This window comes from Marinobacter sp., assembly GCF_041690615.1.
Taxonomy (GTDB): domain Bacteria; phylum Pseudomonadota; class Gammaproteobacteria; order Pseudomonadales; family Oleiphilaceae; genus Marinobacter.
In genome coordinates, this window is record NZ_JAWLGY010000001.1 from 330101 (window position 1) to 342993 (window position 12893).

A 12893-nucleotide genomic window follows, 5' to 3' on the forward strand; every position below is an offset into this window, starting at 1 on the left:
ACCGCAGGCAACCGGTACAGGATTTGTTCCATGAAATGGCTGTTGATACTGCTGTTGATCGTGTTTGTGCTGCTCGGTGGTTTTCTGCTGAGCCCCTCGCCTGTCGACAGTCAATCCTGGCAGCCACCATCCGCTCCCGCCATGCGTGGCCCCCTGGCCCCCAATGAGCGTCTGCGTCTGTCAGACCTGCTGGGCAGGGGGCAGTTGGCGCAACCGGAAGATACGGCCATGGACGCTTCCGGCAGAATCTATACCGGTACAGCGGACGGGTGGATTGTCCGTTTCAACAGGGATGGCGAGGCCATTCCCTGGGTGGAGACCGGCGGTCGCCCACTCGGCCTGGATTTTGATGCGGATGGTAATCTCATCGTGGCTGACGCGGCACGGGGATTGTTGTCCATCAGTGCGCAGGGGGAGATCCGCGTTCTCACCCGTGAAGCCGAAGGGCTGCCGTTCCGGCTGACGGACGGCGTGGAGGTGGCCCCCGATGGCCGTATCTATTTCACCGACGCCAGCAGCCGGCACCGGCTGGCAGACCACCAGCTCGACCTGTTGGCAATGCGCCCCAATGGCCGCCTGTTGCGGTATCATCCGGGCACCGGCCAGACTACCGTCTTGCTGCGAAACCTGTATTTTGCCAATGGTGTGGTGGCGTCGCCGGATGGTGATTACCTGCTGGTGGCGGAAACACCCCGTTACCGCATTCTCCGCTACTGGCTCAGTGGCCCGGAGCGTGGCCGGGCGGAGGTGTTTGCTGACAACCTGCCGGGCTTTCCGGACAATCTCGACGTGGACGCGGCGGGTCGCTACTGGGTTGCCATGCCGGCCCTGCGCCGGACTTCCCTGGACTTCCTGCACCGCCATTCCTGGCTGAAAAACCTGGTGGCGCGCCTGCCGTCCTGGCTGCGTCCGGGGCCGGGCCGGTACGGGCTGGTGGTTGCCCTGAACCAGGAGGGTGACATCATCACCAGCCTGCAGGACACCCGGGGCGACTATCTCTGGGGACTCACGTCCGCCCGGGTTCACGGTGACGCCCTGTATTTTGGCAGTCTGTATACCGATCGCCTCGGGCGATTGCCCCTGGACGCTATCCCCGGCATGGGATCGGCCCACTGAACCGCGTTCACGGGCATGGTGTTGTAACGAACAATGGATCAGTGAAGGAGTAGCGGATTGAAGACCGACCAGCAGAGTGGGTTCCAGCACTGGGACCTGCCGGACCCGTTCGTCCTGGATATCAAGGTGCGTGCCGAAGACACCGACCGCCTCGGCCACGCCAATAACGTGGTATACGTGCGCTGGCTTGAAGACATCAGCTGGGCCCATATCGAAAGCGCGGGCATGACCTGGGCCTTGCACGAGCAGACTGGCAAGGCCATGGCCATCACCCGTACCGAGATTGACTACCTGGCGGCCGCCAATGCCGGTGACCGGCTCGTGCTGGCCACCTGGTTTACTGACTTTGACGGCCGCATCCGCTCCGCCCGGCAGTTCCAGCTGGTGCGCCCGGCAGACGGCAAGACCCTGATGCGGGCGATCTCCAACCATGCCTGCGTCAACATGAAGTCCCAGCGCCCTGCGCGGGTGCCGGCGGAGTTCGCAGATATCTTTCATCGCATACGGGTTGAGGGTGGCTACAAGCTGTAGTGGCCCTGCCGGGCGATCCATGTGGTTTTACCAAGAACACGGACGTGACAGCGGTCGTCGACGCACTACACTAAACGGATCAGTCGCCATACCCATACCCTGTGTCCGGTATGGTCGTATTCATCGGGGGAGTAGGTCATGGAACAACGAGAGGTATCCACCATGAAACGCCTGGTCTACAAGGAATTTGGTGAACCGGATGTGCTGACGGTAACCGAGGCCGCCGTGCCTGAGCCCGGTCCTGAAGAGGTACTGGTACGGGTCCGTGCCGCCGGCCTCAATCCAATTGACTGGAAGACCCGCCGGGGCCTGGGTTTTGCGGCCCGCCAGATCAGCGACCGGCTACCCTGGACCCCCGGCTACGACATGGCCGGTGAAGTGGTGGCAGTGGGCGACAAGGTGGCCACTCTGGTGCCGGGTGACCGCGTGATGGGCATGGTGGGCTTTCCCACCCGGGGCGGTGCCTGTGCCCAGTATCTGACCGCACCGGCGGCGGAGCTGGCCATTGTGCCGGAGGAACTGGATCTGCTGGCGGCCGGAGGCTTGCCCCTGGCCGGCCTGACCGCCTGGCAGGCCCTGTTCGACATGGGCGAGCTGGAGCCCGGCCAGAAAGTGCTGATCCATGCCGGTGCCGGTGGCGTCGGACACCTGGCCGTACAGTTTGCCCTGGTGCGTGGCGCCCATGTGATTGCCACCGCTTCCGCTGATAACCGGGATTTCCTGGCGGGCCTCGGCGTGCATGAAGTGATCGACTACCATCAGGTGGACTTCGCAGACGAATGCTACGGCCTTGACCTGGTGCTGGATCTGGTAGGGGGTGACACCGGCAAGCGGTCCCTGCATACCCTGAGTGAGCATGGGGTACTGGTCACCATTCCCACCATTACCGCCGACGAGATTGTCAGTGAAGCCGAGCGCATGGGCCTGAAAGCCCACGGCATGACCGTGCGGCCGGATGTGTTCCAGCTGGAGGAAATTCTCGAGTTGATCGAGGATGGCGACGTAAAGGTTCATGTGGACGGGGTATTCGCCCTGCCAGACGCACCTGCCGCCCACCATCTGCTGGAGGGCGGCCATGTGCGGGGCAAGCTGGTGCTGGATCTTCAGGAAGACTGAGAGTGCTTTGCCGCCTTGCGGGCGATCCGGTTGATCAGCCGGGAGGCGGCGATAAACCCGAAGCTGGCGGTCACCGGTGAGGCCGCACCAAAGCCGGTGGCGCAGTCCAGCCGCACGGGTCCTCCGGTATCCGGTTTCTGGTGGCAGACCTCTCCGTCGGCCGCCGGATAGATCAGCTGTTCCGTGGAATACACCGCTTCGATGCCGAACCGGCGTTTCGGGTTGCGGGAGAAACCATACTCCCGTCGCAGCAGGTTGCGGATCTTGGCCAGCAACGGGTCCTGGGTGGTCCGGCTCAGATCCGCCACTTCGATTTTCGTAGGGTCAATCTGGCCACCGGCGCCGCCGGCCACCACCAGGGGAATCTTCCGGCGCTGGCAGTGGGCTATCAGCGCGGCCTTGGATTTGATGCTGTCGATGGCGTCCACCACCCCATCCATATCTTCCGTGAGCAGGTCCGTCACGTTTCCGGTGGTTACAAAGCCGAAGTGCACCCTGATGTCCGCCTGGGGGTTGATGGCCCGCAGGCGCTCCGCCATGACGTCGGTCTTGGTGCGGCCGTACTGGCCTTCCAGGGCGTGGAGCTGACGGTTGGTGTTGGAGACACACACATCGTCCATATCGATCAGGGTAATCGTTCCGATACCATTGCGGGCCAGTGCCTCGGCGGCCCAGGAACCGACGCCGCCGAGACCGGCGACGGCGATATGGGACTGTCGGAACGCCAGGCTGGCCCGGCGGCCGTAAAGTCGCTCAATGCCGCCAAAGCGGAAAGCATAGTCATCAGTGCTCATGGAACTGCCACACCAGAAAAAGTCGTAAAGCGGGATATTCTACAGCAAGGGGCGGACCAGATAAGAAAGGAATTGCACGGACCCGGCCGGGTGTTTGCCGGCCGGGTCAGACTTCAGCGAATGAAGGGGTTGAGCAGTCGGCCAAAGGTTCCGGTCAGCTTCAGGGGGGCGCTCAGCACCGACAGGGTGATGCAGTCATCGCCTTCCAGGGCGACGGGCTTGTGCTCGTCGTCCTGACCCAGCACCACGAAATCCCACTGGTTGAATACCCCTTTGTTGTCGGAGAAAGCACCCTGCAGCACGATGGTGGTCTCATCGCCCCGGTGGGTGTGTGCCGGCGCCCTGCCTCCGGCACAGAGCTTCTGCAGTACCACCCGATCCTGTTGGCCGGGGAAGCGGTCACTGATGTCCAGCACACTGACATCCTTAAGTTGCCGCTTCCAGGGCAGACCGTTCAGGTCGTCACCCAGCAACTTGCTCAGGGGACTGCGATGCATCCTGGGGGTTGCCGGCTCGGGAGCCGGCTCGCTGTCAATACGGGCCAGTATGCTGTCAAAGGTGGAGGCTTCAACAGCCACCTGGGATTGTTGCTCCATCATCACAGCGCCCAGGCTGTCCAGGGTATCCACCCGGCTGCGACAATGCGCGCACTTGTCCAGGTGAAGCCGGACGCACAGGGCGTGGGGCTCACTCAGGTTGCCGGCGCTGTATTCCATCAGCATCAGGCTGTCGGGGTGGTGATGGGTCATACGTTCTGGTCCTGCAAAATTACCTTGAGCTTGTTGAGTGCCAGTCGAACCCGGCTCTTGACGGTGCCAAGCGGAATCTCCAGCTCGTCAGCCACCATCTGGTGGGACTTGTGCTCCATATAGACCTTGGCGATCACCGTGATCTGCTCTTCCGGAAGGTGGCGGAGAGACTCCCGCACCCGGCGCTCGGACATAAGTCTGTGCAGTGAGGTTACCGGTTCGTCTTCATTCTCGCCGGGAATCTGCCACAAATCCTCGGTTTCCACCTGCATTTCGGCGCTGGTGCGCTGCATCTTGCGCAGCATGTCGATGCGCTGGTTCCGGGCGATGGTAAAGATCCAGGTGGAGGCGGCGGCCTTGCGCCAGTCGTAAAGGCAGGAACGACGCCAAATTGAGACGAACACTTCCTGTACCAGTTCCTCGGCGTGGCTCGACATGCCGTTGGCCATGGCGTAGTACTTGATTTGCGGGGCGAAGTGCTCGAACAGCGCATGGTACGCCTGACGGTCCTGGTTCTTGCCGACCTTCTCGAGCAGCTGGCTCCAGGGGTCTTTTCGCCCCTCTGCCCGCGAGGGCTTCTGGTCCAGTGTGGTCACCGGGCGCTCCTTGACAGCGGCATGAGCTGAGATGTTGTTCGTCATGATTGTAGCACTCGTCCAGCGATTGTCAGTCACGGGATTTACGCTACGGTGAGCTGAACGGATCTGTTGTCGGCGTATTGATTCAGATCAATTTCAGTGAGATCGAGGGCTGCTTATGCTCTCAGGTTATTCCTCCAGGTAGGTGTAGCCCTCAAGGCCGGCCTCGAGCTCCTGCAACAGCTGATGCTGTTCATCAACCGGCAGGTCGCTGCCAGCAAAGCTGGCCCGGTACGCCTCGACCAGCGCCTGGGGGTCAAAATTCACGTAGCGCAGGATATCGGCCACGGTATCTCCCTCAGTGGGCTCGCTGACCTGGTAGCGGCCGTTGCCGTCCAGCCGGACGTCCACGGAATGGGTATCGCCGAACAGGTTGTGCATGTCGCCCAGGATTTCCTGGTACGCCCCGGTCATGAAGAAACCGATCAGCAGCGGCTGGCTGTCGTCATGCTCCGGCAGGGGCAGGGTGGTTTCGATGCCCTGACCGTCCACGTACCGGTCGATGCGCCCGTCAGAGTCGCAGGTAATGTCCTGGATCACTGCCCGCCGGCTGATGGCCCGTTCCAGCCCGGCAATGGGCAGTACCGGGAAGATCTGGTCGATGCCCCAGATATCCGGCAGTGACTGGAACAGGGAAAAGTTCACGAACAGTTTCTCCGCCAGTTTCTCGTTCAGCTCGTCCAGGATTTCCCGGTGGGCCCGGTTGGCACTGTTGAGCTGTTGCTGCAGCTGCCGGCAACTGGCGGTGTAGATGCGCTCGGCATCGGCCCGGTGGCCCAGGGTCAGTACGCCGTGGGCAAACTGGGCATGGACGTCACCCATGGCATGAAGCAGGTCGTGGTAGATCTCGATACGGGAGCGGGGGCTGCTGGTATCCGTCAGATGACAATAGTCCCGCCAGAGGTCGTGGAGGGGCCCCGGGGCATCGGCGGCGGGAGCTGTGGGTATGCGGGCTTCCGGTTGTTCCCGGTCGATCACATTGGTGACCAGCACCGCGTGATGGGCGGTCAGGGCGCGACCGGATTCGCTGATCAGGTCCGGATGGGGTACCCCGGACCGGTCGCACTCGGCCTGCAGGGTGTGCACCACGTTCCAGGCGTATTCCCGCATGCTGTAATTCATGGAGCAGCTGCTGCGGGAGCGGGTGCCTTCATAGTCCACCCCCAGCCCGCCGCCGATATCCACCGTACCCACAGGCGCGCCCAGGTGCCGCAGTTCGCTGTAAAAGCGGGCGCATTCCCTCAGTCCGGTCTGGATATCCCGGATGTTGGCAATCTGGGAGCCCAGGTGGAAGTGCAGCAGTTGCAGGGAGTCCAGGGCATCGGCGGCCCGCAGGCGCTCCACCACGTCCAGCACCTGGCCCGCCGACAGACCGAACTTGGACTTCTCGCCACCGGTATTCTGCCAGTTGCCCTTGCCAATGGTGGCCAGCCGCGCCCGTACACCGATCAGCGGGCGTACCTCCAGCAGCTTCGCCTCTGCCAGGATCAGTTTCAGCTCGGAAGGTTTCTCCACCACGATAAACACCCGGAAGCCCAGTTTCTGGCCAATCAGGGCGGTGCGGATGTATTCCCGATCCTTGTACCCATTGCATACGATCACGGCGCCCCGGGCCGTTGACAGCGCCAGTACCGCCATCAGTTCCGGTTTGCTGCCCGCCTCGAGGCCAATCTGCCCGTTACCCGCTGCCGGCTGCGCCTGCAGCAGTTCTTCCACCACGCCCCGCTGCTGATTTACCTTGATCGGGTAAACGGCGGTATAGCGACCCTGGTAACCATGCTCACCGGCGACGTCGTTGAAGGCCTGGCACAGGGTGTTGACCCGGTCATGGAGAATGTCGGTGAAACGCAACAGGACCGGCAGGGCAGTGCCCTTGCCGCTGAGTTGGCCGATCAGCTCGGGCAGGTTGATGGTGTCACCGTCAGTGCCCCGGTGGGGCCGGATCACGACGTCACCACCCGCGCTGACATCAATATAGCCATCACTCCAGTGGGCGATGTTGTAGACCTGGCTGGCGGTGGTTCTGGGGGTCATACTGGTATCCTGAATTGCAGACGGGGCATTCTTGCCGGGCGCGCCCATTGTAGGCCGCATGGGTAACTCATGGGAACCGCAAAAGCGGCCGCCTGCCATCAACAAAGTCTTTGGCTGGCAGCCACCTGCCCCTACAATGGCGCCAACGATCACGGGAGGTTTTTGACGATGAGTTCACTGGATAACAACTGGTTCACCGAAGTCTTCCAGGACCAGGGTACGGCGTTTTCCCTGCAGGTGAAGCGCAAGCTGCATGAGGAACAGACCCAGTACCAGAAGCTGGAGGTGTGGGAAACGGAGACGTTCGGTAACCTGATGGTACTGGACGGGTGCGTGATGCTTACCAGCCGGGACAATTTCCTGTACCACGAGATGATGACGCACCCGGCGTTGTTCACCCATCGGGACCCGAGAAAGGTGGTGATCATCGGTGGCGGTGACTGCGGCACCCTCAAGGAAGTTCTGAAACACCCCGGGGTAGAGGAAGCCTGGCAGGTGGAAATCGATGAACGGGTCACCCGTGTATCGGAGAAATATTTCCCGGAGCTGTGTGAGTCCAACCAGGACCCCAGGGCCAATTTCTTCTTTGGTGACGGTATCCAGTGGATGCGGGACCAGCCCCCGGGCTCCGTGGACCTGATCATTGTCGACAGCACCGACCCGGTAGGACCGGCGGAAGGGCTGTTCGCACTGGACTTCTACCGTGACTGCATGATCGCCCTGCGTGATGGCGGCATTGTGGTCCAGCAGAGCGAGTCGCCACTGCTGCATACGGACTCCATTATCCGTGACATACACCAGGACATGAAAGAGGCGGGTTTTGATCACGTGCAGACGCTGCCCTTTCCGCAACCGGTCTATCCCACCGGCTGGTGGAGCTGCACCATGGGAGGCAAGGGTGTACATACCAGCTATTTCCGGGAAGAGGACGCGGCGGACCGGCCGTTTGTGACCCGCTATTACAATGAAGGCGTGCACCGCGGGGCTCTGGCCATGCCCCAGTTCATGCTGGAAACCCTGGATGATCCCGTGCGGCCTGCGGAAGGCTGACGCCGGCTGTCGTGGTCGTGCAATAAAAGAGGGCAGCCCGCGGGCTGCCCTCTTTGTTTCTGTGCCCCCGGTTGCCCGGGGGTGCTCAACCGTGAGCCGGTTACTTGCTGGAGACGAACTCCGGGTAGGCTTCCATACCACATTCTGAAAGGTCGACGCCTTCGTACTCGTCTTCCTCGCTGACCCGGATGCCGATGACGGCCTTGAGGATGCCCCAGACGATCAGGCTGGCAACGAACACCCAGATGAAGATGGTCAGGGCACCGATCAGCTGCCCACTGAACGCGGCACCATCATTGGTGACCGGTACCAGCATCAGGCCCAGGAAGCCGCAGACGCCGTGGGCGGAGATGGCACCCACCGGATCATCAATGCGCAGTTTGTCCAGGGTGACAATGCTCAGTACCACCAGCACACCACCCAGTGCGCCCCAGATTGTGGCAACCAGTGCGCTCGGTGTGGACGGTTCGGCAGTAATGACCACCAGGCCGGCAATGGCACCGTTCAGAAGCATGGTCAGGTCGGCCTTGCCGAACATGATGCGGGCGGTGATCAGTGCTGCGATCGCACCACCGGCGGCCGCGGCGTTGGTGTTGAGGAAAACCATGGCCACAGAGTGGGCGCTGGCAATATCGCCCAGTTTAAGCACCGAGCCACCATTGAAGCCGAACCAGCCCAGCCACAGGATGAAGGTACCCAGCGCAGCCAGCGGCATGTTGGCACCCGGGAAGGCGCGGATTTCTCCATTGGGGCCGTACTTGCCCTTACGGGCGCCCAGCAGGATCACACCGGCAAGGGCCGCAGCGGCACCGGCCATGTGCACGATGCCGGAGCCGGCGAAGTCACTGAAGCCCAGGTCGCCCAGGTTGTACATGCCGAACACATCGGCACCGCCCCAGGTCCAGGCCCCTTCCATCGGGTAGATGAAGCCGGTCATGACCACCGCGAAGGCCAGGAAAGCCCACAGTTTCATGCGCTCTGCCACCGCACCGGAGACGATGGACATGGCCGTGGCCACAAAGACCACCTGAAAGAAGAAGTCGGAAGCACCGGAGTAGATGGAGCCACCCTCGAAGTCGCCCCGCTCGCCGTATTCGCCCAGCACGCCGGCGACATCCACGTCACCCATGCCGCTCAGGAAGATATTGCCGCCATACATAATGGCGTAACCACAGACCAGGTACATGGTACAGGCCACTGCGAACAGGGCCACGTTCTTGGTGAGAATTTCAGTGGTGTTCTTGGCACGGACCAGTCCGGATTCCAGCATGGCAAAGCCTGCCGCCATCCACATGACTAATGCGCCGCAAACGAGAAAATAGAAGGTATCTATAGCGTACTGTAAATGAAAGACACTGTTTTCCATAAAAAGCCCTCCGCACGAGGCTTAACAGGTATTGAAATTTTTGCGTTGGCCTGACTGCTTAAGCGTCCGGGGTCAGACGGCTTCTTCGCCGGTTTCCCCGGTCCGGATCCGGATGGCCTGTTCCAGTTCGGTTACAAAGATCTTGCCGTCACCGATCTTGCCGGTATTGGCGGCTTTGGTAATGGACTCAATGACCTGGTCCAGCAGGCCGTCGCCAATGGCAACTTCCACCTTGACCTTGGGCAGGAAGTCCACCACGTATTCGGCACCGCGATAGAGTTCGGTGTGCCCCTTCTGACGCCCGAAGCCTTTTACCTCGGTCACGGTTACGCCCTGAACGCCAATCTCGGATAGTGCCTCACGGACATCATCCAGCTTGAAAGGCTTGATGATCGCTGTCACAAGTTTCATTGCTGTCTCCTTGGAGTTTGCCGTCCCGGTTTTCTGCCCACGACGTTGTGGATGGACCGGGTTCGGGATGCTGCCACCTCGCACACCAATTGTGCGGATTGCGTACGGGGTTCAAAGCATCGTGTGTGCCAACGCAAAAATATCTATAATAATCAGTGTCTTGATGTCGCGGTGAACCAAAATGGGTCCAGACCGTGCGCCATTATAGCGCAGCGTGGTCGGGCAAGAACCACAATGGTGCATCCGCCGTGACCAGCTATCAGTCGGATACCATGGCCGATAGGGCTGGTCACCCTCCTAGTATGGCAGGGACCACGCTGTGTTACACTCTCCGGCCGTTAACGCGTGACTCCGGTTGGCACGCGCAAGCCTTTGGAATTGTGGAGACTGACGTGGTGAAGATTCCCAGTGACCTGCTAGGACAGGTACAGCAGCAGTTTGGCCAGTTTGTTCCGGATATGGCCCGGGCCGCCCGGGAGGATGTGGAAAACCACGCCAGGGCCACCGTCATGTCAGTGATCTCCCGGCTGGAACTGGTCACCCGCGAGGAGTTCGACGCCCAGCAGGCCGTGTTGCTGCGCACCCGTGAGAAGCTGGAACAGCTTGAAAAGCGGGTTGCCGAACTGGAAGCGCAGGTCAGCCAGCCGGATAACTGAAGCGGTTCCGGAGTGTCCGGAACCTGGAAGGATTGATCGCTTACGGACTCCCGGGCGGTACAGGCAGTACCGCCCGCCGGGAATAACTGAATGTCAGGGAAGACCCTATGCTCGCCACCATCCATACCCGTGCGCGGTTGGGCGTTAGTGCGCCTGCTGTCACCGTCGAAGTTCACCTCTCCAGTGGCCTGCCTTCACTGTCCATCGTAGGGCTGGCGGAAACGGCCGTCCGCGAAAGCAAGGACCGGGTACGCAGTGCCCTGATGAACGCAGGCTTCGAGTTTCCAGCCCGCCGCATCACCATCAACCTGGCCCCCGCCGACCTGCCAAAGGAAGGTGGTCGCTTTGACCTGGCCATTGCCCTGGGCATCCTGGTCGCCTCGGGGCAGCTCCCTCCGGAGGCCCTTGGCGAGCTGGAGTGCCTGGGCGAGCTGGCGCTGGACGGCACCCTCCGTCCGGTCCGGGGCATACTGCCCGCAGTCATGGCCGCGCGGGAAGCCGGGCGGCGCATTCTCGTGCCCCAGGACAATGCCGATGAAGCGTCCCTGGCCGGGGACGACGACGTGCTGGCTGCCGGCCACCTGCTGGCGGTCTGCGAACACCTCGCCGGTACTGCCACGCTGCTCCCGGTTGCCGCCATGGAGCCGGCCAGTCGCCCGGCCGAAGCTCCGGACCTGGCGGATGTGCGGGGGCAGCATGTACCCAGGCGGGCTTTGGAGATTGCCGCCGCCGGGGGCCATAACCTGCTGCTTTTCGGTCCACCAGGCACCGGCAAGAGCATGCTGGCAAGCCGCATACCGGGGATTTTACCGGCACTGGATGATCAGCAGGCGCTGGAAGTGGCCAGCGTGCATTCGGTAGCGGGTCTGCCGATCCGTGCCGATGGCTGGCGCCAGCCTCCCTACAGGGCACCCCACCATACGGCCTCGGCCATCGCCCTGGTCGGGGGTGGCAGCAGTCCCCGCCCCGGTGAAATCTCCCTGGCCCACAACGGCGTGCTCTTCCTGGATGAGTTGCCGGAATTTGATCGCAAGGTGCTGGAAGTGCTGCGGGAACCCATGGAGTCCGGCGAGATTGTCATCTCCCGGGCCGCCAGCCAGGTGACCTACCCCGCCCGGTTCCAGGTGGTCGCGGCCATGAACCCGTGCCCCTGTGGCTATCAGGGGCACCCCACCATCGATTGCCAGTGCTCGCCCGTTCAGGTGGCAAGGTATCAGTCCAGGCTCTCCGGCCCATTGCTGGACCGGTTTGATCTGCATGTGGAGGTTCCGGTTCAGGGCGGCGAGGTCTTGATGCAGAGTAGTGCTGCTGGTGAGACCAGCGAGCAGGTCCGGCAACGGGTGGCACGGGTACGTGCCAGGGCGGTGGCGCGGGGTGGCGCCAACGCTTCGTTATCGGGGCGGGCCCTCGATGAACACTGCGCGGTGGACGACGACAGCAAGGGGATGCTCGTCGGTGCCATGGAAAAGCTGGGCTTGTCGGCGAGGGCTCTGCACCGGATCCTGCGAGTGGCACGAACCATTGCCGACCTGGCAGATGCTGAAGGCATCCGCCGGGAGCACCTGGTGGAGGCCCTTGGGTATCGCAAGCTGGACCGGAAACCGGCCAGGCAGGTCACGAATACGGCGGGCTCTGGTAGACTGTAACCAGTTATTGCATCGACCAGACCGGGGAAACCATGACTGATTCAGACAAGACACCGGATAACGGTGAAAGCATTACCACCCGCCGTGGCGTGCGCAGTTTCGTTATTCGCCAGGGGCGGATGACCGAAGGTCAGAAGAAAGCCTATGACCGGCTCTGGCCGGTCTACGGACTGACCCGGGAGCAGGGCGTGATCGACCCCCGTGAGGTGTTCGGGCGCGAGGCCTGGCTGAACCTGGAAATTGGCTTCGGTATGGGGCATTCCCTGGCCGAGATGGCGGATGCTGCACCGGAGCAGGACTTCATCGGTGTGGAAGTGCACTCGCCGGGTGTCGGCGCGCTACTCAAGGAAATCGAGGAGCGGAAGCTGGAGAATGTGCGGATCTACGCCATCGACGCCAACGATGTGATTGACCTGTGCCTGCCGGATGCCTCCATTGATCGGGTGATGGTCTTCTTTCCGGACCCGTGGCCCAAGAAGAAGCACCATAAACGCCGGCTGATCCAGCATGAATTTGTTCAGCGCCTGCGACACAAGCTGAGAGTGGGCGGCATCCTGCATCTGGCAACAGACTGGGAGAGCTACGCGGAACACATGCTGGAAGTGATGGACGAATCCGAAGGGTTCGTTAACGCCCGGGACGAAGGCGGATTCTCGCCACGCCCCGAGGACCGGCCCATCACCAAGTTCGAAAAGCGGGGTGAAAACCTGGGCCATGGCGTCTGGGACCTGGTATATCGCCGTACCAACTGACCGGTTCTGCGCCGGGGCCGGGCCTCAGTGGCCG

13 protein-coding genes are annotated in these 12893 nt (G+C 62.0%); 7 read left to right on the forward strand and 6 right to left on the reverse strand.

The window, feature by feature from the left end:
- Positions 1 to 30 precede the first annotated feature (30 nt).
- The 3 genes from ACESMZ_RS01425 to ACESMZ_RS01435 all read left to right on the forward strand — a co-directional run bounded on the left by ACESMZ_RS01425 (position 31) and on the right by ACESMZ_RS01435 (position 2763).
- Complete coding sequence (locus ACESMZ_RS01425) at positions 31 to 1116, forward strand: SMP-30/gluconolactonase/LRE family protein (protein ID WP_372957476.1); 1086 nt, start codon at positions 31 to 33, stop codon at positions 1114 to 1116.
- Positions 1117 to 1173: 57 nt separating this feature from the next.
- Positions 1174 to 1647, forward strand: a complete 474-nt coding sequence (locus ACESMZ_RS01430) for an acyl-CoA thioesterase (protein WP_372957477.1) — start codon at positions 1174 to 1176, stop codon at positions 1645 to 1647.
- Between the two features lie 138 nt (positions 1648 to 1785).
- Complete coding sequence (locus ACESMZ_RS01435) at positions 1786 to 2763, forward strand: NADP-dependent oxidoreductase (RefSeq protein WP_372957478.1); 978 nt, start codon at positions 1786 to 1788, stop codon at positions 2761 to 2763.
- Here ACESMZ_RS01435 and tcdA read toward each other — a convergent pair.
- The 4 genes from tcdA to speA all read right to left on the reverse strand — a co-directional run bounded on the left by tcdA (position 2751) and on the right by speA (position 6978).
- Positions 2751 to 3557: a tRNA cyclic N6-threonylcarbamoyladenosine(37) synthase TcdA gene (gene tcdA / locus ACESMZ_RS01440; protein ID WP_372957479.1), complete on the reverse strand. Its 807-nt coding sequence runs from the start codon at positions 3555 to 3557 to the stop codon at positions 2751 to 2753. The genes ACESMZ_RS01435 and tcdA overlap by 13 nt on opposite strands.
- A 113-nt stretch (positions 3558 to 3670) precedes the next feature.
- Positions 3671 to 4306, reverse strand: coding sequence for a ChrR family anti-sigma-E factor (locus ACESMZ_RS01445; RefSeq protein ID WP_372972103.1), 636 nt, complete (start codon positions 4304 to 4306; stop codon positions 3671 to 3673).
- A complete protein-coding gene (locus ACESMZ_RS01450; protein WP_091852827.1) occupies positions 4303 to 4902 on the reverse strand; it encodes a sigma-70 family RNA polymerase sigma factor in 600 nt (199 codons plus the stop codon). The genes ACESMZ_RS01445 and ACESMZ_RS01450 overlap by 4 nt, the downstream gene beginning before the upstream one ends.
- Before the next feature lie 171 nt (positions 4903 to 5073).
- Positions 5074 to 6978, reverse strand: coding sequence for a biosynthetic arginine decarboxylase (gene speA, locus ACESMZ_RS01455; protein ID WP_372972104.1), 1905 nt, complete (start codon positions 6976 to 6978; stop codon positions 5074 to 5076).
- Positions 6979 to 7146: 168 nt separating this feature from the next.
- On the opposite strand from speA, the gene speE reads away from it, so the two are divergent.
- Positions 7147 to 8028: a polyamine aminopropyltransferase gene (speE, locus tag ACESMZ_RS01460; protein WP_372957482.1), complete on the forward strand. Its 882-nt coding sequence runs from the start codon at positions 7147 to 7149 to the stop codon at positions 8026 to 8028.
- A 100-nt stretch (positions 8029 to 8128) separates the two neighbouring features.
- Here speE and ACESMZ_RS01465 read toward each other — a convergent pair whose 3' ends face one another.
- Positions 8129 to 9394: an ammonium transporter gene (locus ACESMZ_RS01465; protein ID WP_372957483.1), complete on the reverse strand. Its 1266-nt coding sequence runs from the start codon at positions 9392 to 9394 to the stop codon at positions 8129 to 8131.
- A gap of 72 nt (positions 9395 to 9466) precedes the next feature.
- Positions 9467 to 9805, reverse strand: coding sequence for a P-II family nitrogen regulator (gene glnK, locus ACESMZ_RS01470; RefSeq protein ID WP_091852668.1), 339 nt, complete (start codon positions 9803 to 9805; stop codon positions 9467 to 9469).
- 395 nt (positions 9806 to 10200) lie between these two features.
- Here glnK and ACESMZ_RS01475 point away from each other — a divergent pair, with 395 nt between their 5' ends.
- The 3 genes from ACESMZ_RS01475 (at position 10201) to trmB (ending at position 12859) form a co-directional block, all read left to right on the forward strand.
- Positions 10201 to 10461 (forward strand): accessory factor UbiK family protein, encoded by a 261-nt coding sequence (locus tag ACESMZ_RS01475; RefSeq protein ID WP_372957484.1) that lies wholly within the window; start codon positions 10201 to 10203, stop codon positions 10459 to 10461.
- A 107-nt stretch (positions 10462 to 10568) separates the two neighbouring features.
- Positions 10569 to 12107, forward strand: coding sequence for a YifB family Mg chelatase-like AAA ATPase (locus ACESMZ_RS01480; RefSeq protein ID WP_372958614.1), 1539 nt, complete (start codon positions 10569 to 10571; stop codon positions 12105 to 12107).
- 32 nt (positions 12108 to 12139) lie between these two features.
- Positions 12140 to 12859, forward strand: a complete 720-nt coding sequence (trmB, locus tag ACESMZ_RS01485) for a tRNA (guanosine(46)-N7)-methyltransferase TrmB (RefSeq protein ID WP_372958613.1) — start codon at positions 12140 to 12142, stop codon at positions 12857 to 12859.
- The last annotated feature ends 34 nt before the right edge of the window (positions 12860 to 12893 follow it).